Origin of the sequence: Pacificibacter marinus (genome assembly GCF_018860665.1) — a bacterium.
Classification (GTDB): Bacteria; Pseudomonadota; Alphaproteobacteria; order Rhodobacterales; family Rhodobacteraceae; genus Celeribacter; species Celeribacter marinus_A.
In genome coordinates this window covers 1-22,004 of sequence record NZ_JAHKPK010000056.1, presented here as the reverse complement: position 1 = coordinate 22,004, position 22,004 = coordinate 1, and the positions used below count along the sequence as shown (strand labels likewise).

The 22,004-nt window shown below is 52.0% G+C and carries 20 protein-coding genes and 2 pseudogenes; 3 read left to right on the top strand and 19 right to left on the bottom strand.

The window, feature by feature from the left end; translation table 11 throughout:
• Positions 1–18: 18 nt before the first annotated feature.
• From KO497_RS15535 to KO497_RS15490, 10 genes are all read right to left on the bottom strand, one after another.
• On the bottom strand, positions 19–774 hold the full coding sequence (locus KO497_RS15535; RefSeq protein WP_215944877.1) for an HpcH/HpaI aldolase family protein: 756 nt from the start codon (positions 772–774) through the stop codon (positions 19–21).
• Complete coding sequence (locus KO497_RS15530; protein ID WP_215944876.1) at positions 771–1,277, bottom strand: V4R domain-containing protein; 507 nt, start codon at positions 1,275–1,277, stop codon at positions 771–773. The genes KO497_RS15535 and KO497_RS15530 overlap by 4 nt, the downstream gene beginning before the upstream one ends.
• Before the next feature lie 33 nt (positions 1,278–1,310).
• Entirely contained in the window at positions 1,311–2,624 is a 1,314-nt protein-coding gene (locus KO497_RS15525; RefSeq protein WP_354668128.1) for a TRAP transporter large permease, read from the bottom strand.
• A gap of 11 nt (positions 2,625–2,635) precedes the next feature.
• Complete coding sequence (locus KO497_RS15520; protein ID WP_215944875.1) at positions 2,636–3,148, bottom strand: TRAP transporter small permease; 513 nt, start codon at positions 3,146–3,148, stop codon at positions 2,636–2,638.
• Between the two features lie 90 nt (positions 3,149–3,238).
• A complete protein-coding gene (gene dctP / locus KO497_RS15515) occupies positions 3,239–4,231 on the bottom strand; it encodes a TRAP transporter substrate-binding protein DctP (protein WP_215944874.1) in 993 nt (330 codons plus the stop codon).
• 70 nt (positions 4,232–4,301) lie between these two features.
• On the bottom strand, positions 4,302–4,961 hold the full coding sequence (locus KO497_RS19305; RefSeq protein ID WP_215944873.1) for a GntR family transcriptional regulator: 660 nt from the start codon (positions 4,959–4,961) through the stop codon (positions 4,302–4,304).
• 794 nt (positions 4,962–5,755) lie between these two features.
• Positions 5,756–6,193 (bottom strand): IS110 family transposase, encoded by a 438-nt coding sequence (locus KO497_RS15505; RefSeq protein WP_252729732.1) that lies wholly within the window; start codon positions 6,191–6,193, stop codon positions 5,756–5,758.
• Positions 6,194–6,486: 293 nt separating this feature from the next.
• Positions 6,487–6,972, bottom strand: a complete 486-nt coding sequence (locus KO497_RS15500; RefSeq protein ID WP_215944871.1) for a flavin reductase family protein — start codon at positions 6,970–6,972, stop codon at positions 6,487–6,489.
• A gap of 1 nt (position 6,973) precedes the next feature.
• Positions 6,974–8,203 (bottom strand): styrene monooxygenase/indole monooxygenase family protein, encoded by a 1,230-nt coding sequence (locus KO497_RS15495; protein ID WP_215944870.1) that lies wholly within the window; start codon positions 8,201–8,203, stop codon positions 6,974–6,976.
• Positions 8,204–8,248: 45 nt separating this feature from the next.
• On the bottom strand, positions 8,249–9,025 hold the full coding sequence (locus KO497_RS15490; protein WP_215944869.1) for an SDR family oxidoreductase: 777 nt from the start codon (positions 9,023–9,025) through the stop codon (positions 8,249–8,251).
• Between the two features lie 134 nt (positions 9,026–9,159).
• Here KO497_RS15490 and KO497_RS15485 point away from each other — a divergent pair, with 134 nt between their 5' ends.
• Positions 9,160–10,173, top strand: a complete 1,014-nt coding sequence (locus tag KO497_RS15485) for an AraC family transcriptional regulator (protein WP_215944868.1) — start codon at positions 9,160–9,162, stop codon at positions 10,171–10,173.
• 256 nt (positions 10,174–10,429) lie between these two features.
• On the opposite strand, the gene trpA is transcribed toward KO497_RS15485, so the two are convergent.
• The 8 genes from trpA to KO497_RS15445 form a co-directional block, all read right to left on the bottom strand.
• Positions 10,430–11,272, bottom strand: coding sequence for a tryptophan synthase subunit alpha (trpA, locus tag KO497_RS15480; protein ID WP_215944867.1), 843 nt, complete (start codon positions 11,270–11,272; stop codon positions 10,430–10,432).
• Positions 11,269–12,462 carry a tryptophan synthase subunit beta gene (gene trpB / locus KO497_RS15475; protein ID WP_215944866.1) on the bottom strand — a complete coding sequence of 398 codons (1,194 nt, stop codon included), beginning with the start codon at positions 12,460–12,462 and terminating at the stop codon, positions 11,269–11,271. Before trpB ends, trpA begins: the two co-directional genes overlap by 4 nt.
• Before the next feature lie 2 nt (positions 12,463–12,464).
• Positions 12,465–13,397, bottom strand: a complete 933-nt coding sequence (locus KO497_RS15470) for an ABC transporter permease (protein WP_215944865.1) — start codon at positions 13,395–13,397, stop codon at positions 12,465–12,467.
• The gene (locus tag KO497_RS15465; RefSeq protein WP_215944864.1) at positions 13,394–14,950 is read right to left on the bottom strand and encodes a sugar ABC transporter ATP-binding protein; all 1,557 of its coding nucleotides are present in this window, start codon (positions 14,948–14,950) and stop codon (positions 13,394–13,396) included. The genes KO497_RS15470 and KO497_RS15465 overlap by 4 nt, the downstream gene beginning before the upstream one ends.
• Positions 14,947–15,864, bottom strand: a complete 918-nt coding sequence (locus KO497_RS15460) for a sugar ABC transporter substrate-binding protein (RefSeq protein WP_215944863.1) — start codon at positions 15,862–15,864, stop codon at positions 14,947–14,949. The genes KO497_RS15465 and KO497_RS15460 overlap by 4 nt, the downstream gene beginning before the upstream one ends.
• 24 nt (positions 15,865–15,888) lie before the next feature.
• Positions 15,889–17,376, bottom strand: a complete 1,488-nt coding sequence (locus KO497_RS15455) for a xylulokinase (protein ID WP_215944862.1) — start codon at positions 17,374–17,376, stop codon at positions 15,889–15,891.
• Positions 17,369–18,139, bottom strand: coding sequence for a tryptophan synthase subunit alpha (locus KO497_RS15450; RefSeq protein ID WP_215944861.1), 771 nt, complete (start codon positions 18,137–18,139; stop codon positions 17,369–17,371). The genes KO497_RS15455 and KO497_RS15450 overlap by 8 nt, the downstream gene beginning before the upstream one ends.
• A gap of 154 nt (positions 18,140–18,293) precedes the next feature.
• A complete protein-coding gene (locus tag KO497_RS15445) occupies positions 18,294–19,253 on the bottom strand; it encodes an AraC family transcriptional regulator (RefSeq protein WP_215944860.1) in 960 nt (319 codons plus the stop codon).
• Between the two features lie 319 nt (positions 19,254–19,572).
• Between KO497_RS15445 and KO497_RS15440 the strand changes: the two are divergent.
• Positions 19,573–20,443 (top strand): annotated as a pseudogene (locus tag KO497_RS15440) (IS481 family transposase).
• 302 nt (positions 20,444–20,745) lie between these two features.
• On the opposite strand, the gene KO497_RS15435 reads toward KO497_RS15440, so the two are convergent.
• Positions 20,746–21,651, bottom strand: a complete 906-nt coding sequence (locus KO497_RS15435; protein WP_215944859.1) for an AEC family transporter — start codon at positions 21,649–21,651, stop codon at positions 20,746–20,748.
• A 201-nt stretch (positions 21,652–21,852) separates the two neighbouring features.
• Here KO497_RS15435 and KO497_RS15430 point away from each other — a divergent pair.
• Positions 21,853–22,004, top strand: a pseudogene (locus tag KO497_RS15430) (IS3 family transposase); the annotation flags it as partial.

The window sequence follows — 22,004 nt, the reverse complement described above, 5'->3', positions numbered from 1 at the left end:
TGGTTGCAGCCGCACAACCTAGTCCAAAGCCGCTGCGGCCGCATCGCTGGCTTGTGTGAGAAACAATGCATCCGAACCTTCGATCACAAAGGACAAACGCGCAAGCCAACGCTTACTGGCACTGCGATCGGCTGTAAAAATGCCAACAGGCACATCCGCCGCTTGCGCAGCAGACACTAAACGCTCGATCAAAGCATCAACAGTAACATCACCCGTATGAGCAGCAGCATCCACGCCAAGATCACCGGGGCCAATAAAAACCAGATCAACCCCTGCAACTGCTAGAATTTCTTCGACATTCTCAACCGCCTGAAGGGTCTCAAGTTGAATTGCCACAAAAGTTTCCTTGCGTGCGCGCTCAATCGATCCAGATATGTTGCGCAGATAGGATGCGGCGCGTCCAGGCCCTGCTCCGCGTGCGCCATGCGGGGCAAATCGAGCGGCTTTCACAACGGCTTTTGCCTCGACTGCGGATGAGATATGCGGCACAAGAACACCGCAAGCACCAGCGTCAAGAGCAGCCGAAATATTTTGTGGTAAATTGCTGCGCACGCGCACGATCGCTGGGATGCAAGCCACGTCCGCCGCCCGCAACATATCCGTCAACAGCCCGTCTGAAATTGGACTATGCTCCGTATCGATGCAGATAAAATCGGGCTTTGCACCTGCCACGATTTCGACCGACACAGGTGTCGGAATAGCGACAAAAGGCCCACGTAAAGGAACGCGTTTTGCAACGGCATCACGCAAATCGTAAAGCTGCGCTAAACTCATTCTTTCGTGCCCTTTGCAATCCGTGCTTCAAACCGACACACATCAGCGCCCATTGCTGCACATGTTGTTTCAGTGACGCATGTTGGTGCGCCAAAAATCATCCCTGATACTGCTGTCAACATTCCGACAATAAGGGCACAGACAGGCACATCCGAGGCCCCATACCCTGCCGCAAAGGGAGAATTTCGAACCGTCACATTGAGGCTATCTTCTGTTAAAACCGTATCCCAATCGCCCCAACCCAATTGGCCTGACGTTTCACGGATCACACCAAGCAATGCTTCTGAGGCCCCCGCTCCTGCGTCTTTATAGCTTTGCGCCGATTTCCCACCATTGGTGAAAACCGAGCGGATCATTGCCTCGAACACCACTGGGCGTTGCTCTGCTGGCATCTCCAAAACGATCCCCATGACCGCCTCTGGTTTGATGAAAATATAACGCATATCACCATCGAAATAGGTGCCAGCCGTGGCATCATAAGAAAGTCTGTCGCGAAAACTCATTGGTTTGTCCTTTTTGTACATGGGGCAGCTTGCTTACATCAGCGAGGGAATAAAGGTCGCTAAAGATGGTACTAAGATCACCAAACCGATTAGCAAAAACACACATAGAATATAGGGCAAGGCCGCTTTCGCCACTTCTGGCAATGTCGTTCCGGGGGGACTGACGCCATGCATAACAAACAACAGCAATCCAAAAGGTGGCGTTGTAAAGGAAACTTCAAGCATCAAAAGCATGATCAGCCCCCACCAAATCATGTCGAAATCCAAAGACAGCGCAAGCGGAACAAAGAGAGGCAGCGTGATGAGCATCATCGACACCTGATCCATAAACATTCCAAGAACGAGCAGGATCAACGCCATCACCAAGAGTGTCTGAGTTGGTCCCATTTCGAGCGCCGTAGCCCAGCGAACTAAGCCAGATGAAGCACCAGAGAACGCCAAAAGCTGTGCGAAGGTCGACGACGCAGTGATCAAAAGGAACGTCATTCCCGTCACACGGGCCGCATCCGCAATCGCGGTTCTAACGGCTTTGAAATCGAGAGCTTTGAACAGCAATGCTAGAGCGGCGACAGCAACAATTCCAAGAGCACCACTTTCAGTGGGTGTCGCAAAACCAGTTAAGATTGATCCCACAACCGCCATCATAATCACGACCATCGGCAGAATGTCTCGGCAAAAAATACCAACGCGCTTGGACAAAGGCACAGGTTCAAAATCGTAAGACGGTGCAGCATCCGGATCAATTTTGGCCTGAATGAAAATTAAAATTGAGTAGAAAATTGCGAGAATGAGCCCCGGAAGTAAGCCAGCCACAAGAAGACCGCCAATATCTATCCCCGCCAAGGACCCAAAGAGCACGGCCAATGTTGATGGCGGAATGATCACAGCCAAGCCACCCGACCCAAGAATAGGGCCAATGGCCATATGCTTTTTGTACCCGCGCTTCATCATCTCAGGCACCATTAACGTGCCGAGCATCCCTGTATTGGCAAGCGATGATCCAGACAAAGCAGCAAACACAGTCCCTGACGTGATCGTCAGATAGGACAATCGCGCAGGCAGGCGGCCAATCAGAACGTCAATCGCATCCAAAACACGGCGTGCAAGACCTGAGTGAAAGAACAACGACCCCATAACAAGAAAGAGTGGGACGGGCGCCAAGGCATAGGTCGAGACCGCCATCGTCCCATTTGAGAGCATCTGGTCGATACCACGCGCCCCCCCCATGAATAAAAATACGCCGACCACGTTGATCAAAAAGAAGCCAAGCGCCACAGGCAATCCGATGCCCATTGAAAAGATGAGGCCACCGATGAGGATCGCAATCGAAATGCTCCAGTCCATCATATCAAAATCCCTTACATTCCTGCGTGCGCTTCGGGCGCAGCACCAAAGAAGCTTTCGCCGCGCGCAATAAAGGACAGGAACTGAGCGCCCCCAAATCCGAAACCAAGCGGCATTGAGGCATAGAGCGCCCACATCGGAGCATCAAAACTGCGCACCTCGTAGGTGCCTTCGATGATCGACGTGACGAAGCTCTTTCCTGAATACCATGCGAGGTAGAAGCAAATCAGAGCTGAGATGATATGCAGCATGAACTCCCAAGCTTTGCGAACGTTGTTTGGGAGGTAGGTCAAGACCACTTCGACACTGACATGCCCTCGTGTCATCACAAGATAGGGAAGGCACAAAAACGTCACATAAAGCATCGAGTATTCGACGGAATTAACCGCCCATACAAACATCGGAAGGCCAAAGTTTCGGGACAACACATCATATGTGACAATCAAAACAATCGCGACAATGAAAAGGCATGCGAGACGAAACAACAGGTTCGACACCGCATCGAGGCATCTGAACATCAAAGACATGACAGTGTCCTTTCAAGTGGGAATTTATTGGCGAACAATACGAGCATTCAAAATGGCGGGATCAATCATCATCCCCGCCAAGAGACGATTTTAGAAGTCTGTAAAGAAGACCGCCTTGAGTTCATCATGCATTGTTGGGTCACGATCTTTCAGGCGCTGCCAAGAAATATCATATGCTTTTTCAAGAAAGATTTGACGCTGTTCACCGGTCAGTTCTATGTTCTCGATGCCACCCTCCAAAAGAATTTGGCTCTCGGATTCGTTCAGCGCAATACTCGCCCCATAGGAAGATATTTCATGATCGATAGCGGCTTGATTGACAATTTCCTTTGCTTCGTCAGACAGATCATCCCAGCTATCCAAGTTCATAGACACCAGAACATCTGTCTGAAAAAATCCTGGATTAACACGGTATTTCAGGAACTTGTCCCAACCAAAATCACGAAGACCCGTAACTGGAAAAGCAGTTCCATCAACGACACCACGCTCTAAGGATGTATACACTTCGCTTGCACTTTGAACGACATTGGTCGCGCCAAGCTCTTCTAGAAACGACCTAAATAAGGGCGACGAACGCATACGAATGCCCTCTAAGTTTAGCTGACCATTCTCATCTGCACCCGGTTTTTCAGTCGTCCACAAAAAGAAGTTTGCTCCACCGTCAACATGCGCCAGCACATGGGCATTGCCTTTTTCGTGAAAAGGTTTGTTGACCAATTCCATACCGCCAGCGGCCCTAAGCGTCATTGGATCAAGATTGGATCCAGCAAAGGCTTCGCCCTCTGGAACGAGGTTAAGATACAGTCCCGCAGGCAGCAGGAACATATCGGCGATACCGTTCTTTTGAGCCTCCCCCATCCGCTCTGCAGGGATAGTTTCTGGTCCCCCGATGACCTGAATTTGAACAACACCTTCTCCGCGCTCATTTACGAGATCAACAAATCCTTGAAAGTTACGTGCAAATGATACCTGTGCAGGCACAAATGTGACGGCACGGATAATGTCTTCGGCTTGAGCGGCCACAGATGACAATCCGAAAGCCGCTGCAGCGGCAAAGCCTTTGAATGTTAAAAGTTTTGTCATGTTTTCCTCATTGTTGGTTAAGAAACCCCACCGTTTAGTCGGTTTTTATGGGTCTATTTTTTGTTAATCGTTATTTTCGACGTCGATTTTGGACCGCCGGCATTTCAGACGAAACAGCTTCAAAAATCACAAGGGCTGCATCAACAAACTGTGTCATTGATTTTTGCGCAGCATCCCTGTCGCGCGCCCAGTAGCTTTCAGCCAATTTGCCCGCACCAATGCGCGCCGTGTCACGACCATTTGATAGCTTCAGCGTTGCAGCGCGGACCAAATGGACCTGCATATGAAACCGAGACAGTGTTTCTTGCAGACGACGATTTTGAATTCGGGACATCCAGAAGTTGCGAAAGGCAATATTTGAATGCGCGGCATCTTTGGGTGTCTGTGCGGCTTGAACATCTGCAAGAAGTAACCGCAACTCCGCATCATCATCGTCGGTGGCGAATTCAATCAGGCTTGAAAACGCCAAAGGCTCCAGCGCGCGACGGATCGCAAAAATTTCCCGTATATCTTCGACCGTAGGCGTTATGATGACATGCCCATACGGCTGCACGCTTTCAATCAAACCATCGTTTTCGAGCCGCCCAAGCGCTTCGCGCACAGGCGTTCTGGAAACATCCCTTTCACGCGCAATGGTCGCTTCCACCAAGCGGTCGCCAGCCTGAAGGCGGTCTGCCGAAAGATCCGACAGCAAATCATCATAAACACGCTGAACAAGGGACTGCGTCATACTTTTCTGAGACACGGGAGTTATACCTCTTTCGACTTCCTACGGTATACCTTTAAGTTTAAAGTATATATTGCAAGAAAAATTCATGAAAACCGCTCAAACGTGTCGTTTTCGCACAAAAAATAGGCACGGTGTCATCGGAAATCTAAAATTTAAAACGCTTTAAATGGTGGAATCTATTTTATACTCAAAACGATTTCATCAAAAATAAATTCTAGTTAGAGAGCGACATCTGGACTGATCACTTAAGCGACCCAGTTTCGATACAACCGATGACTCGAACACCGATCGACTTTTTCATCCCAAAAATTTAGGATTTTCGGTGCGGATAGTGAAAACTGAAGAGGCCGACAACACTGGACAGCTGGCGCAAATGTATCCAAACCACCAAAAGTCGCCATTGCTGCCCTGATGCGAAAGCTCATTGAACTGGCCAACGCCCTCATCAAGGCAGATCGAAATTGGGTGATATCCGTATTGGTCAAGCGTGATATTCATTCCATTTTCGACCTTCGCACAACAATGCATTTTCCATGACAATGGGCATGCGTATGACAGCTGTAATGACCGGTTGTCAGCATTTCCCGGTCGATACCAATTGCTCATATTTGGCCTTCAAATCAGGGTTGGATCGTTTTCCAACAACAGCCAGTAAGTAGACCGCGTTTCTGACGCTGGCTCGGCCTCCTTGAATCTGTTATTTGCCCTGTCACTTTCCCAATTGCTTGGTAATTGGGGCAAGACCCTCCAGTTTTGCCGCTTGCTTACCGCTCAAATGCCCGAGATCAGGCACATCAGTCAGATATCGCAGAGGCAGTCATCTTTGCAATACTGGGAGGGCTCACCATGATGTCAGCCTTGGCGCAAAGTTCTGTATCAGCAGCAATGATCGTGTCGACGATAACTGCACTCTGCGAAAGATCGCGTTTGATCTGGCTCAGCCGCCGTTTGATCTGCTGGAAGAGCAACCGATGGGGCGTGGCGGCGAGCCGTATTTTGGCCGCAGTGCGCCCCTTGATCAAGGCCTGCCGCGCCCTCGCCAACTGTTTGAGATCATGAAGGGTTTCACTCTTTGGTTGATCGGCCTTCAACTGTAGCAGTGACCTCATTTTGGCTAACATTGCAGCATCTACCCAGTCTGCCTTTGCCTGTTGGCCGACACCTTCGCAAAAGTGCCGAGCCTGACGTGGGCTCCCAAGCGTTAAGCCGAAGTTGTGATACGGAAAACCCAATTCGACACTGCAATGATAAATGCATGTCGATTCAAAAATGACACTCGAGCCCCGGACCCATTTGTCCAAAACGCAGAAATCCGATAGTTTAGTGGACCAGTTTTACGCCGCGTACTGGTCCCTTTTTACTCTGCGATTAACACCACGATAAGCCCTTCATTGCGTAAATTACGAAATTATTTTTCCGATTTCATAGCCGAGCAAACTGCTGCGAAGGCCTTTCACGCAACCTCCATCCGGAACTGGAACTATAAAAAAGACCCCCGTGGGGGCCTTTTCTTGGAATGCCTTCTTCAGACCGCGTCTAAGCGTCTGAAATGAGACTGCGCATAGATCAAGGCCTCTCCCTCGCGCAGCGCCGTATCCTTTATAGCCCCAATAAAGACCATGTGACTGCCGTTTTCACTTGAGGACGTGACCTCACAAGACAGGCTCGCCAATGCTGACTTAAGACGCGGCAGACCCACAACGCAGGCGGTCCAGTCTGCTGGGGTGAATTTATCGGCCCCTGTTTTCCCTGTCGCACCAGCAAAACAAAGCGCCACATCAGACTGATCGCCATCTAAAAGCTGCACAGAGAATTTTCCAGAACGCTCAATCTCCTGACACGTGCCGGTTTTGCGATTGACACAGACAAGGATAGACGGCGGATTGTCGGTGACCGAACACACCGCCGTCGCCGTGATTCCACGCCTCAGCGTATCTTTACCGGTGGTAATTAGCGTCACAGCACCGGGGAAAAGCCCCATGGCCTGACGAAAGGTCGCTACATCCACCATATCAAGCCGCCTGAAGGCTGGTGAGATACTCTTGCGCCGCCGCTTCATCGGCGAACCACGGAAAGAAATCACGCGGATCGTCAAACCCGTTAGCAATGCGTTTTGCGAGCCTCGGCAAAACCTGCGCTGAGCCCATGATGTTCAGCACAAAGGGTGGCGGCGGCAAGAGCATCATATTGGTCCAACGGACAACCCATTGCGCATAGTCCCAGAATTGCTCAAAGGTTGCGACCATCCAATCCTCATCAAACGGCTTATCACCCTGTGCAAGAATGGCGTCAAAATAGACCGCCGCCGCCTTCGCCGCGTTGTTCGCACCCTGCCCCGTGATCGGGTCATTGAGGCATACAGCATCGCCAAGACCCAAAACCTTTGCCCCAGATGGCAAGGTTGCGACAGGTTTACGTACCGTTGGAGGGAAACGCCCAGCAAGAATTCCGTTCTCATCGGTCAACTCGACATTGCCACACCGGGCATATTCCCAAGGCAAGTAAGTCTTAAGAATGTTCAGCGAAGTCTCAAGATGTGCCTCAGGCGTGGTGGCATCTTTCCAACAATCCATAGGGCCACCCGGCACACCCTCGAACACCATAATATCGCACGGGCCGGCTTTGGTCAGCGCGGGGAAAACGAAGTATTCGCCAACACCAGGGATAAGGTTAAAGTTCACCGCCGAAAAATTCTCGCGCGGCGTCATGCCATGGACATAGGTCAACGCCAGCGCACGCTGTGGCGCATCAAACGGCGAACGCTCTGCATCGCGTTCAAAGAGTTTTCCAATCTCGCCCTTGCCAGAGGCGACAATCACCAGATCAGCAGTCTTGGATTCCTGTTCCAGCATAGCAATATCGGCAGACGCAATCACCAGATCGCCGCCCAGACGGCTGAATTCCTCAAGCCAGCGCGGCATTTTCACCCGCTGGTCGACCGATTGGCCTTTGGCATCAAGCCGTGAAGACCACTCCAGCGCCTTGCCCGCGCCTTCGGGGGCCGGCACGGTGAAAGAAATCCCTTCAACCGGTGGGCAAGCCTCTTCCCAAAAATTGATGCCAAGGGCGCGTTCGTGGTCTAGGGATGCGTCGAATTGGCATTGCGACGAAAGAACCCGTCCCGCAGCAATCTGGTCGCCGGTGCGGTCCTGAATAATCTTAACGTCATAGCCCTTTTGCAAAAGGCCGATAGCAAGTTGCAGGCCCGACTGGCCCCCACCTACGATGGTGATACGTTTCATGCGTGTTTCTCCTGTTGTTTTTGTTTTGATATGTGTGGTCGCGGATCAATCCATCAGGCGCGGGATAGCCGGACTTTTGCCCTCAGGTCCCATCGCCGAATAACCACCATCCACGCGAATATCGGTCCCGGTCACGAACGAAGACTCGTCCGAACACAAGAATATCACCGCTTGGGCCACCTCTTCAGGGTCCCCGACCCGTGGAAACAGGTGATAATCCGCGCCGACCCTGTCGGTCTTTTCGCGATCGCCATTTGTAAGACCGTCCATGATGTTCGACCACGTCCACCCCGGTGAAACGGCATTCACGCGGATGCCCTCGGGGGCCAAATCCATCGCCTGATTTTTCGTCAACTGCAAAATCGCGGCCTTTGACACTGGATAAAGCCAGCGGCCGGTCTGCGCCACACGTGCAGAGATCGAGCCGAAATTCACAATGGCGCCTTTGTTTTTCGCAAGCTGCGCACGTGCCGCCTGCATTAACATGACCGAGCCAACAATGTTTACATCCAAAGCTTCCAGCCATTCTGCCCGCGTGCTTTCCACCCCATTGTCGAGATAGGTCGCGGCGACATTTACAAGAAAATCAATTCGGCCATATGTCTGGGTTGCTGTGGTGACGACCTTGGCAATATCTTCATCCGAACAGATATTTGCTTCGACGAACGTCACCCCGTCCGCCTCAAGTGCCTTACCGCTTTTTGCGTCGATATCCGCGATTACAACTTTCACGCCATGGGCGCGAAAGGCCTGAACCACAGCCGCGCCAATTTTTGTGGCACCACCGGGTACAATCGCAACTTTATCCTTCAGCCCTCGCATCGGTGTCTCCCTTATTGTTATGGTTTTGTAAAAAAACCTTGCCTAAAGGGGGGCGCCTCGCGCTATCCTGTTTGCGTCAACACTATCCAGAATACGAAAAAATTATCTTTAGCTCTAAAATAAGATGCGTGACGATGGACAATACTGGGGCAATACAGAATATGGCAGACACGGGACGGCCGCGGCATTTACCGCTGTCCTGCTCACCATTTTTCACCTCTCAGGATGTGGATGAAGCCCGCGCGCGCGTTGCACAGGTCTATTGCGACCACCGACTGGAACCCATGGGCAAAAGAGGTTTCGACGCTCGGCACAATCGATTGGCGGGAAGCGACCTGTCAATCAATGTGATGACTTATTCGGCAAAAACCATGATCATTCCAGGGGCCCTGAAAGAATTCTATCTATTTCAATACCCTTTGAGCGGCCATGCCTCGATCTCGAACGGCACAAACTGCCACGAGATCGGCGGGGGTCGCAGTGGCGTTGTGAATCCAAGCGAAAGCACCTGCATGATTTGGGGTGAAGGCTGTACACAACTGATGATTCAAGTCCGCCGAGATGCGTTGCAGCGCACAGCACGCAGTCATTTCGGCTTGCCTGACGGGCAAAGCCTAAGGTTCTGCGGCGCAAATGATATGCGTGCGCAAGAAGGCAAAGCCTTTCTCGGCCTTCTGAACTACGCGATGAGCGGCGATGGCGTGCTGGGCACTGGCGGCCTTATGGGGCAGCAATTGGAAACAACCCTCATGGTCGGGCTTTTGCAGACCCAGCGGCACAACCTTTCTGAACAAAGCCTTGAAAAATCTGGCGCTTTGCCGCGCGCTGTGCGGCTGGCAGAAGAGTATATGAGCGCGCATATTGCAGAGCCGCTCACGCTCGGCACTTTGGCACGTGAAACAGGCGTCAGTGAACGCGCGCTTCAGATGGCATTTCGGGCTGGGCGGGGTCGATCACCGATGGCAGTGCTCCGCGATCTGCGATTGGAACGCTCTTGGCAGGAACTCAGCCACGCCGAGCCTGGCACCAATGTCACCGATGTTGCAATGCAGCTAGGTTTTTATCATCTCGGGCGATTTTCCGAACATTTCCGTCGTAAATTCGGCTGCACACCAAGCGAAATCCTGCGCAAGGCGAGGCGTTTGTGACCTGCGTTTAATCTTCGGCTTTTACGCGACGGATATCATCCGATCCATGTATGAGTGCCCCTCTCAATGCAATTTTGTCGCAGTAAAGATACCCTTGCCGCGAAGACGGAGCAACAATTCCTCAGAGCACTAGCTACGACACCAAACTTCGCTTAGGCGCATAATACATAGCGCTCTGAAATAATAAGAATGATTGGGGATATCGGCAATTGTTACTGATATTTGGGCAATTTCCACACGTGCAGCCTGATCAACCTCATTTGTCGATGGCCATTCGAAATTGATTTATCTGGGCTGCAACATAGTCCAAATAATCAGAGCCTTGAGGATCATCACCATTCAGTTTTCCCTGAAACATATCGATAAGCGCCGTCGCAACGATCACGCCATCAGCCACCTGTCCGACGTCCGCCGCCATCTGGGGCGTTTTCACACCAAAGCCGACCATTACAGGTAACGTGCTGACTTTGCGGCATTCAGCAACGCCTGCTGCGATGGCTTCGATTGAGGCCGAAGGGCCACCCGTCGGGCCAACAACAGGGATACAATATAGAAAGCCACCGACAGCTGGATGCTCAGATGTGAAATCTTTTGCTTCAAGCGTGGGGGCAGCCATCGGGATCATGAATATTCCAGAGCGTGCCAAAGCATCAAGCAGATCACCGGCTTCGCGTAAGGGGAAATCGCCTGCGATCAACCCATCCACACCCGCAGCAGCCGCACGTTGTGCAAAGTGTTCATATCCCATCACCGCAAGCGGATTGGCGTATCCCATCAACACTAATGGCGTCACAGGATCCGTTTGCCGAAAAGCTGCGCACAGATCCAATGTACGATCCAAGTTTCCGCCAGATGCAAGTCCGCGAATGTTCGCTTTTTGTATTGTCGCACCATCGAGAATTGGATCTGAAAACGGATGACCAATCTCAATAAGGTCAATGCCCGAAGCAACAAATTTATGCATCAAGGCCAGAGACGCCTCAAAGGTAGGATCATTCGCAACTGTATACGTCACAAACGCTGATTTATCTTCTGCTTTAAGCCGTTTAAACATCGAGTCAATCCGGCGCGTTTTCGGTGTCGTGGCACTTTGGGTCATTGTGGGATCTCTTCCACTAGAGTTTCAATATCCTTGTCTCCGGATGACTGCGCCATCACGACAATGGTTTGATCAGGTGACAGTTGCGCGGCAAGACCTTCGGCGGCAGCCAAGGCATGACCTGCCTCAAGACACAGTAAAATACCTTCACGTTTCGCAAGGCGTAAAACGGCAGCCTTGGCGGCAGCATTCGATACCTCCATCGTTTCAATCCGTCCCGTTTCGACCAAATGAGCCAACTGCGGCGATGACCCCGGATAGGAAAGCCCCGGAGCAATCGAAGAAGTAGAGATAATTTGACCATGCGCATCAGCCAAAACCATTGTTTCTGCGCCGTGAAAAATACCCCGACGCCCGCGTCCCAAACGCGCTGAATGCGCAGATTTCTCGCCTCCCTCGCCCGCACCTTCTACCGCCATCAAACGCACTTGCGGATCGTCTAGAAACGCAGAAAACAACCCGATGGTCGACGCGCCGCCCCCCACTGCAGAGACGAAAATCGAAGGCGCAAGACCTTGATCTATCAACTGCAAACGGGTCTCTCTGCCAATCACGGCTTGGAATGCCGCGACCATTTCAGGGTAAGGATGCGGCCCGATGGGGGCACCGGCAACATAGGTTGTTGTGTCGCTACGGCCCATCCAATGGCGTGTTGCGGCACTGGTTGCCGCGCTCAAAGCGCGATCCGCGTCTTCGACGATTTGCACTTTGGCCCCAAAGAGAGTCATCTTTTTGACCGTGCTCTGTTGGCGTGCCGCATCACTTGCACCGATGTAAATTGTGCATTTCATCCCGAACCGCGCGGCCACCGCCGCCGTGGCAATCCCGTTCTGTCCTGAACCTGTATCTGCCACAACGGCATTTAGACCCATGCGTTTTGCCAAAAGGCATTGCCCGACGGCGGAATTGGCGTAATTCCCACCGTTGAAGGTCAAATCATCGCGTTTCAATACAATTTGCGCACCACCTTTACGGGCGGCAAATCGCGGGATGTCGAACAAAGGTGTCGGCCTGCCCACATAGCGGTGCAGCAGTTGATTCAAGGTATCGCGAAATTCTGCGTCTTTCCGCGCGTCGTCAAACGCAGCTTCCAGTCGATCAAGAACAGGCAGCAAAATCGGAGCTACGAATTGCCCACCAAAATGACCAAAACGCCCGTTTTTTGTAGAATTTTTTGTCTCAATCCCCATGATTATCTTCCCTGTGCGCCGGTGCGCCGCACCAAGACAGCTGCAAGGATGATCAAACCTGTAATGATATCTTGCATGAACGTCGACACGCCAAGAATGGTCAAGCCGTTCCCGACCACCGCAATGATCGCAGCCCCCACAAGCGTGCCTGGCACGTTTGCCTCTCCTTCACGGAAAGCCGTCATGCCAAGAAAGACAGCCGCATAGGCCGAAAGTAGAAAGCCACCGCCACCTGTAGGACTGGCGCTGCCAATTCGGCCTGTCAGCAACATCCCAACCAAGGCGGCTAAAATTGCGGAGCACACAAAGGCAAACGTGGTGTTGGACACAATCCGCACACCAGCCAAGCGCGCCGCTTCGCGATTGCCGCCAATGGCATAGAGACGGCGACCGATTTCGATTTTATCGAGTAAAATCCACGCCAATATGGAAACGCCAAGCAACCAAAACGTCAAAATCGGAATGCCAAAGCTTTTGCCCCGCGCCAAATCTCTAAATCCGGTTGGTATATCGCCAAACAGCGTTGCCCCGTTGGAAAGCCAAAACGTAACGCCTCCGACAATCGTACCGATGGCCAAAGTGGTGATGAAAGACAAAACCTCGAAGCGGGCAACGATAAAGCCGGACACGGCACCGAAAGCACCTGCGGCGACGAGAACAGCAAGGCACACAAGGGGCGCAGGGATGCCAAGCTTGAACAAAAAGACAGAGAAAATACCTCCAAAAGACACGACCGAAGCCGTCGAGAGATCAAACTCTCCAACCGCCATCACAATCGTGGCGCCGATGGCAACAATCGCCAGAAGCGTCATTTGTTGCGTTATGTTGATCAAGTTGGAAGCAGTCCCGAAAGCCTGCGGAGACGCGATGGAAAATGCAGCGATGATTGCCACAAGCGCCATCAAGGTCCCGTAACGACGGACAAAGGATGTCATGCGTGGGTCTCTTTTTCTGTTTGGTGTTGAAAAGCTGCGTCGATGACGCGTCTTGGGGTTAGGGTTTCGCCCGAAAACTCAGCGGTGATTTCACCGCTGGCAAGCACAAGAACACGTGCGCTTAGGGCCATCAGTTCATCCATGTCACTGGTCGTCATTAAAACGGCGGCGCCATCTGCGGCAAAGCGGCGTGCAAGGTCGTGAATTTCGGCCTTAGCGCCGACATCGACACCGCGACTTGGTTCATCGAGGATCAGCAATCGCGTGTCACGACCGTACCATCGCCCGAACAAAAGCTTTTGTTGGTTGCCACCAGACAGCGTCAATGGACCATCCCATGGCGACCCCATTTTAACAGATAATGTTGTTTGAACCGTCTTGCTGCGTGACACCAATTTGCGTCGGCTTGTCCAAGGCAATCCATTCCAAGTGCGCATGGAAGGCAATTGCGCAATCGAGATATTATCCGCGATCGAACGGCTGGTGATCAGGCCTTCGTGACGCCTGTCTTCAGGGACATAGGCCGCCCCTTTGGCGATCCTGTCGCCGATACGTCCCGCCCTTAACTCTGTGCCGTCAAGTTCGATCTGTCCGCCAGAATGTTTTGACGCCCCCCAAATCAGTTTCATCAATGACGAGCGCCCCGCCCCGACAAGACCATATAGGCCCACGATTTCGCCTGCGCGGACATCAAAAGAAACCCGACTATCGCGCGTGCCATATGGCACATCACGCAAACGCAGAACCACAGGATTGCCGACAGGGGGAATATGTGCGGCCCCACGCAATTCTTCACGCCCAGACATCAAATGAACCAGACCGGCACGATCTGTCTGTGCAATGCGCCCTGCCCCAACAGTGCAGCCATTGCGCAAAACCGTGTAGCTGTCGCAAATTTGCATGACCTCATCAAGGCGATGCGAAATGAAAATCACCGCGACACCCTGTTCGGACATACGGTTGACAGCTTGGTGCAAACGCGCCGCTTCGCCATCTGACAAAGAGGCGGTTGGTTCATCCATCACCACCAAACGTGCAGGGGCGCCCACCAACGCGCGAATGATTTCCACAAGCTGTTTTTGCCCCGTCGTCATCTTTGCAACAGGAATATCCAATGGTAGATCGGGGGCAATATTGCGCGCTGTCTCTGCAATGGTTTGCCGCATTTGCGCTCTATCAATGAAGGGGCCCTTGCGGGGATAGGTCCGTCCAACAAATGCGTTTTCTACAGCTGTAAAATGCGGCACGAGACTGAGTTCCTGGTGGATAAACCGAAAGCCAAGTGCTTCGGCCTGTTTCACGCCAGAAATAGTGACAGGTTTGCCATCAACCAAAATATCGCCTGCATCAGGTGCAATCAAACCCGACAAGGATTTGATTAAGGTCGACTTTCCTGCACCGTTCTCGCCAACCAAGCTGTGAACGGAGCCAGCCTCGACCACGAGGTCAGCACCATCAAGCGCCTTAGCACCACCATAGTGCTTTTTCACACCACGCAGCGTCAAAAATGGCTGCCCTGCCCCTGTGGTATTATCTGGCTCCGACTTTATCATTCGCAGTCAGCTCCAAGGCTTTGCGCTGTAATCGGAATCGCAGTCACATAAATTTCGTCGCTTTCAGCAGTGCCCCCAGCAAGGATTGCCTCGAGCTGTTGCGCGCCGATTTTGGCCATACCCGCGAAATCTTGACGCAAAGTCATTTTGAAATGGGTGCAAGAGGAGATCATATCGACGGCTTGTTCATTGCCATCGATCCCCATGATAATGGCTGAAGAGTCTGGCGCTTCGGCTTCAAAAGCCAGCTCTGCGCCGATACCAGGGTCATCGAATGCGGCCCAGACACCGTCAATTTCATCACCATGTTGGCGCAGGATATTTTCCATCGCGATACGTCCATTGTCCACAGGGCCCGGAACCTGAACAAAATGTTCTGCAATCACATTGATATCTGGGTACTTAGCCAGTGTTTTGTCCAAACCCAGTTCGCGTTGGTACACGCCCGGATGCGCTGAATGGAAGAATTTCACGATATTGCCTTTGCCATCCAGCGACGTGAACAGGGCTTCGGACAATTGCACACCAAGATCAAAGTTGTTGGAGGTCACATTTACAGCAACGTTTTCAGCCTTGGCACCGTCAAGCGAGATCACCGGTATGCCTGATTCGGCAGCCAGAGCCACCTGATCGGCAATCAACTCAGCCGTGGTTGAAACCAATACAATCGCATCAGCTTTTGCGTTTACGGTATCTTCAATACGTGATGCCAATTGGGCAAAGTCGTTGCGTGTATCGATGACAGTCACGTTCCAGCCACGCGCTTCACCTTCGGCTATGAATGCTTGGACCATATCGTTTGTGGGAATGGAGCTCATGTAAGGCGTCAAAACATTAACGTCTGTCGCAAAGGCAGGAAGGCAGCCAAACGTTGCCAACGTCAGTGCCGTTATAGAAGTTTTCAAGGTGGTCATCATATATCTCCTCATGTGTTGGGGTTAAGCTGGCATCTTGTGGTGATGCTCTTTGTTGTTCAAAACAGTCAATGGTTCCAGCGCATCAATGGCGCGCAGATAGGTCTCAAACATTGTGTCATATCGCGCCTTTTGGCGCGGGTCTGGTTCAAAGATTTTCTCGACCCGCGTCATGTTTGGTACAGCGCTTTTAATATCGGGGAATGCACCAATGCCAACGGCGGCCAGAATGGCGGCGCCAAGGCATCCGACATCACCATACTCAAATTTGTGCAGCGGTACGCCAAGAACATCTGCTCTGATTTGGCTCCACAAATCCGAACGCGCACCGCCACCGCCATACAGAAGATAATCTGGCTGAGCGCCTGCGGCTTGACCCAAAGCATCAAACAAATGGCGCGCTGACATAGCAACGCCCTCCAAAACGGCCATTGCAAACTCTGGGCCTGATGTTCGACTGTCCAACCCGATGAATGATCCTCGTATATTAGAATTCCAAATTGGAGCACGCTCACCTTCCAGCTGCGGAAGGAAAAGCACATTGCTTTGCGCGCGATCCACTTGCTCAGCCAAGGCGATCAATTCTGCTGGGGTCTTGTCCACGACATTGCCCCACCACCGCAGACTGTCCGCGCCACTTTGAGTGGGGCCTGCATTTACCACCAAATTGTCCACGGTGGCAAAGGTTACAACCCCAGAAGCTCCAATCCGCTCGCTGCCAACGACCGACAAGATTTCACTTGTGCCGCTGATATACATGCCTTGTCCCGGTTCATATACACCACAGCCAAATAGGTTTCCCCATGCATCCATTGTGCCAGAAACGACAGGCACTTTGCGTTTGTGACTTCCAAGTTCCATCTCTCCAACAACATCGGTGAAAAAGCGCAAGGGAGGCAAACGCTTTGATGCCCCAGGCATCAAGTCAAGAAGTGGCGAGATATATTCAAGGTCTGTGCCCACCTGACCGAACGATGCAATGGGATCAGAAACGGCAACACCTGCAAGTTTAAAAAGACAATAGTCCTTAGGCGACAAGACATAGCATGTGCGGTCCCAAATATCTGGATGCATTTGTTCCATCCATTGCATTTTGGCCATCACATGACTTGCCCCAATCGGCATATCAGTCCCCCACCACGCCTGCTTAAGCGCCGGCGTGATACGGTCTTTCAAAGCGGTGGCTTGATCTGCGGCACGCACGTCTTGCCACGTTATCGCGGGGCATAATGGTACGCCTGACGCATCAACAAACACCTCTGTATTGACTTGGCTACATATGCCAATTGCCCCTACGCAATTGGCATCACGCCCTTCAAGCAAGGCATCGATCGCATTTTGGATACCATCCAACCAGTCTTGTGGATCTTGTTCAACCAAACCCGGCCCTGGTCGAGACGTCGGATAAGAACGACTCCACTGATCGACGACTGTACCATCAATGTTGAACAGACCCGCTTTGACAGCCGTTGAGCCGATATCAAATCCAATGATCAGTGTTCCATCACGCATCAAGCCCACTCCGCAAATCTGTAAATAAAGATTTCAATACCTTATCTCCCTCAAGCGCAGCCCTTAAGACTTGAGATCCCACAACGACGCCATCCGCCCCTAGTGAAATTGCTTCACGTGCTTGGGCCCCGTTGGAAATGCCAAACCCCAACAAAATCGGAACATCGACACCGGCATCACGCAACTGCAGGATACGTTGGCGGTTTTCCGGATCCAACTCTTTGCGCGGTCCTGTTTGCCCAGCGCCAGCTTGAAGCATCACGTAAAACGTCGCCTTTCTAACCGCATCAATGTCATGGTCCACGATAGGCCATCCCACGAAGACAGAAGGTGCGACCCCTGCCCCGATGGCGGTTTTTTCGATTTGCTGTGCGATATGTTCATTGCTACACCCAACACTTAGGAAACTATCGATCCCCGACCAAAAGTGAGTATCCTCTCGACCTTTATGCGCCTGCTCAACATAGCCCATCAACAAAATTTTCGGAGCAACCCTACGTTTGGATAGGTGATTCATCACGCGATCCAAATCTTTTCGCGCTCGGTCTACATCCGCGCGTTTCATTGAGGCACTGACATCGGGCCCGTCTAAAAAAGGGTGATCAGACGCAAGTCCTATTTCCAGGACATCGACCCCATGATCGGCATAAATATCGACCAAATCCACAGGGACCTTAGGATCTCCTAGCGGAAAATAACAACTTAAAACTGGCGCTTCTCGTTGAGAAAGCAGGCCATTGTTTTTTAAGTTCGGGCGTGCCATTTCAGTATCTCTCTCCCAATTCTTAAACCGTCAAATAGCGCAGCAGGCGCTTTAGATTTAAAATAAATAGAGACACGGGAAATGGCATAGTCAAGCTCCGACGCACGCCTAAACTTAACATTATGCAGGATGTGGATAAAACATAAAACGGAAGCTACTCTTTTAGCTTGTGCCGCGTTCTCCGGTCGGCCAATGGCCGCACTCCAAAGGTTTTTCGGTACAACCCTGAGAACCGTCCTTGATGCGGCATACCTACGCGCCTAGCCACTGCCGACAAAGGTAAATCATCTTTTCGTATGAGGCTGCGCGCAACATCCATGCGAATTCGCATTAGCACCTCATAGGGCGGTTTTTGATAATACCGCTGAAACCCATCATAAAGTGCGCGTTCAGAGACGCCCACCTCCACCGCCAAGTCAGCGACTGAGAGCGCCTCATGAAAGCGGGTTTGCATGATTTCAACCACGCGATGAACATGTCGCGGCGTGGCATACAGCCGCTCTGGAACTGGCGAGCCATTGCGAAAATATGGCAAATTTGAAATTAACAACTCAACAACAGTATCAAACCGTTGCTGAAACATGTCTCCCTGTGCGGAATCGTAATTACCCATATAATGTGCCAAATCACTCATAGCCGTTTGCAAGAATTGTCCATGAGGCGTCCCGAGTTCAATCACTGGATCAAACACGATTTCCGCATCCAGCCGACGATGCGCGCGTTTTTCAAATGCAGTTTGAATGGACTTTTGACTGATTTGCAACATCCACTGGTAAGTGTCTGGCTTCCAACGCGAATGAAATCTCTGCCCCGGGGAAAGCAGGAGTGCGCGCCCAGGCTGCGATTGCGCCTGCTGTTGACCAATTGAAATATCGACACCACCATGCAGCGGCATCTCGAACATATAGAACCCCTCGAAACCATTCGCCTTCACTTCAATTTCTGCGCCATAACTCAAGGTATTGAAGGCTTCTGTCCCAAATGACGCTGAAACATGTGATAACTCGATAGGCCGCCCGCCCAAAGGCACCAGCCGATGGCGGCAATACGATTCTGAAAGGTGCGCCTGTGCATCTTCAAAACGGTTGCAGGAAAAGGTAAGCGTTGTGTTCATCAATCTACATTGGAATATGAGTACAAACCTCGCAAGGCAATTATCATAAGTTTGACTAGCCCCTTATGTATCGGAAGTTTGCTATCGTTATCCCGATCCGGCGTTTTGCAAGATACCGGATCGGGAAGGTGTACGCCGTTAGCCCCTTGTGGTGCGACCACGTAATCTAGACTGGCGACCCTTCTCTTTCTTCAAACTCGAACAGTTGATTGGGGCGTATGCCCCCGGAGCATAAGAAAGAGATTTAGAATATGTAAATATGTACGGACTCTCGGGACACTTCCTGTAAATTACCCAATTTTGGGTGGGGGAAGTTTTTATGACGAACGAAGAACGTGACATTCAACGCAAGCTGAGAGTGCTCCAGCATGCTGAGAAGATCGGCAATGTACGCAAAGCATGCCGGTATTTTTGGGATTGGGAGATCCAGCTTTTATAGATGGCGGGATGCCTATCAAAAGCATGGGGAGGCTGGCTTGAAGAATGCCAAATCAATTCCGAAGAACCCGGCCAATCAAACACCTGCTGAAATCGTCGAGAAGGTTCTGTATCTGCGCCGCAAGTATCACCTGGGGCCCATAAGGATCGTCTGGTATTTGGCACGTTACCACGGCATCAAAATCTCAGATGCCAGGGTCTACCGTATCCTCAGAGGCACACGAATGCGCAAGCTGCATACCAAGCGATATCAGAAGCAGGTTCCAGGTCACCACATCCAAGTAGACGTCAAGCTCTTGACCTTCAAAGGAAAATGCGGCGAAAAGATCCGCCGGTTCCAATACACCGCGATCGACGATGCAACCAGAGTTCGCGCCCTCAAGGTCTACGAGAAACATACGCAGGCAAACGCCATCGACTTCATTGACCACATCATCGAAAAGGTCCCGTTTCGCATTCGCGAAGTGCGCACGGATAATGGCCACGAGTTTCAGGCCAAGTTCCATTGGCATGTCGAAGATCTCGGGATCAGGCACGCCTACATCAAACGCGGCACACCGCAATTGAACGGCAAAGTCGAGCGATCCCACCGTTCCGATCAACAGGAGTTCTATCAACTTCTCAGCTACAAAGGTGATGTCGATCTGGAGGCTAAACTCGACGAATGGGAACGGTTCTACAACTTCGCCAGGCCGCACGGTGCCCACAACGGACAAACCCCTTACGAGGCGCTCAGAGACAAGCTACAGTAACCCCACAAGTGTCCCGCGGGTCCGTCTAGGTTACACGCTCTCCTTGAAGATTTTGCACCACCTCCCAATCCGCTTCAAATGATGTTTCCCCCAGGAAGAGCACAGCCACGACGCGTGCGCGCCTTGGCCGATGCATTTTCGCAAGCATTGGCAGCACGGAAGTCAAAATAGCGCGCTGAAAGAACCCGAAGTCATCCCCCCATATAATGATGTCTGCTTTGACAACTCACCGCCGGTTGTGTCGATCGACGCGAACACCCCACACAGGTCATTCATCAACCGCTGCATTCCGCTGCGCTGCGTCAAATAGTGAGGACCCACAGGACCAATGGAATTGTGGCAATGCCGGCGATGGTTTGAGAGGTGACGATACCTGCCATCAGCGTGCCATCGCCGTTCATTTGCTGGGTCAACACATAGGAAGTGGGGGCTGTGGGGATAGCAGAGAAAACGACTAGCACCAGGGCTTCGGCCCCGCTGAGGCCGACGGCGCGCGCGATGAGTGCTGCGAGAAAAGGCATCAATAAGAGGCGCAAAGCGCCGGTTGCAGCCAAGGTTAACCCGTCACGATGCAGGGTGGTGGGCTGCAGTGCTGCCCCCACGCAGAGCAGGCCAAGCGGCAAGCTGGCTTGTGCAATCAGCTCAAGGAAGCGCCCTGTGCCAAAGGGCAGACCCCATCCGGTTAGCGCCAGTGCGATGCCCCCTAGGCATGCAAGGATCAGCGGGTTGCGTGCCATTGTACGGAGCATGGCAAGCGGCGTACGGCCGTGACCGGCCTCGGTCAGGGCCATGACGGACAAGACGTTGACCAAGGGCACGGCGATAGCAAGATAAATTGCCGCGCGCTCGATTCCTACGGGTCCTGCCAGAGTGGCAAGAATAGCCAGCCCCAAATAGGTGTTGAAGCGTACCGAGCCTTGCAGCACAGGGCCAAAGCGCGCGGCAGGCATAGGGTATGCGCGCCGGATCAAGGTCAGAGCGAGTGCCGCTATCAGAATGGTGGCAACGGTCGCACAGCCAAGCCGCAGTACCTGTGGATCGCGGATGGGGGCATCAGCGAGACTGCTAACAAGAAGGGCTGGGAAAAAAATGAAATAGTTGATCCGCTCGGCAGCAGGCCAGAAGCCTGGATTGGGAAAACCACTCCGGACAAGAACATATCCAAGGCAGATAAGCGCGAAAATCGGCCAGATGGTGAAGAAAAGCAATGTGATACCTCTTTGGCTTTGGCCTGCGCAGACAGAGTACGGCTGTCGATGCACCTTCCGTTTAAGACCGAAGCGCGGGGAGGGGCAAGTGGATTGCTATAGAGTTTAACATTGAGTGTCTGACGTCAGCACCCGTGGGACAGATTTGAGGATTTGAATAACGGAGGATTTCTGGTTCATCTTATCGATTAGGAGATCGAGATGACGAAGAAGCCCCAGACATCAAAAGACGCCGCCGACAAGGTGGTTAAGAACATCCGCCGCAAGACGCGGCAAACCTATTCAGCTGAAGAGAAAATCCGCATCGTCTTGGCGGGCCTGCGTGGCGAGGAAAGCATCTCGGTGCTATGCCT

Bases quoted from the DNA above. Each gene is read 5' to 3' on its own strand.
- KO497_RS15465 (WP_215944864.1), bottom strand. From the start codon at position 14,950: ATGATAAAGTCGGAGCCAGATAATACCACAGGGGCAGGGCAGCCATTT.
- KO497_RS15485 (WP_215944868.1), top strand. From the start codon at position 9,160: ATGGACAATACTGGGGCAATACAGAATATGGCAGACACGGGACGGCCG.
- KO497_RS15455 (WP_215944862.1), bottom strand. From the start codon at position 17,376: ATGCGTGATGGAACACTGATCATTGGATTTGATATCGGCTCAACGGCT.
- KO497_RS15500 (WP_215944871.1), bottom strand. From the start codon at position 6,972: ATGGTGGATGTAGCGACCTTTCGTCAGGCCATGGGGCTTTTCCCCGGT.
- KO497_RS15525 (WP_354668128.1), bottom strand. From the start codon at position 2,624: ATGATGGACTGGAGCATTTCGATTGCGATCCTCATCGGTGGCCTCATC.
- KO497_RS15530 (WP_215944876.1), bottom strand. From the start codon at position 1,277: ATGAGTTTTCGCGACAGACTTTCTTATGATGCCACGGCTGGCACCTAT.
- KO497_RS15460 (WP_215944863.1), bottom strand. From the start codon at position 15,864: ATGACCACCTTGAAAACTTCTATAACGGCACTGACGTTGGCAACGTTT.
- KO497_RS15450 (WP_215944861.1), bottom strand. From the start codon at position 18,139: ATGGCACGCCCGAACTTAAAAAACAATGGCCTGCTTTCTCAACGAGAA.
- KO497_RS15520 (WP_215944875.1), bottom strand. From the start codon at position 3,148: ATGTCTTTGATGTTCAGATGCCTCGATGCGGTGTCGAACCTGTTGTTT.
- KO497_RS15470 (WP_215944865.1), bottom strand. From the start codon at position 13,397: ATGACATCCTTTGTCCGTCGTTACGGGACCTTGATGGCGCTTGTGGCA.
- KO497_RS19305 (WP_215944873.1), bottom strand. From the start codon at position 4,961: ATGACGCAGTCCCTTGTTCAGCGTGTTTATGATGATTTGCTGTCGGAT.
- dctP (WP_215944874.1), bottom strand. From the start codon at position 4,231: ATGACAAAACTTTTAACATTCAAAGGCTTTGCCGCTGCAGCGGCTTTC.
- KO497_RS15490 (WP_215944869.1), bottom strand. From the start codon at position 9,025: ATGCGAGGGCTGAAGGATAAAGTTGCGATTGTACCCGGTGGTGCCACA.
- KO497_RS15445 (WP_215944860.1), bottom strand. From the start codon at position 19,253: ATGAACACAACGCTTACCTTTTCCTGCAACCGTTTTGAAGATGCACAG.
- trpA (WP_215944867.1), bottom strand. From the start codon at position 11,272: ATGACCCAAAGTGCCACGACACCGAAAACGCGCCGGATTGACTCGATG.
- trpB (WP_215944866.1), bottom strand. From the start codon at position 12,462: ATGGGGATTGAGACAAAAAATTCTACAAAAAACGGGCGTTTTGGTCAT.
- KO497_RS15535 (WP_215944877.1), bottom strand. From the start codon at position 774: ATGAGTTTAGCGCAGCTTTACGATTTGCGTGATGCCGTTGCAAAACGC.
- KO497_RS15495 (WP_215944870.1), bottom strand. From the start codon at position 8,203: ATGAAACGTATCACCATCGTAGGTGGGGGCCAGTCGGGCCTGCAACTT.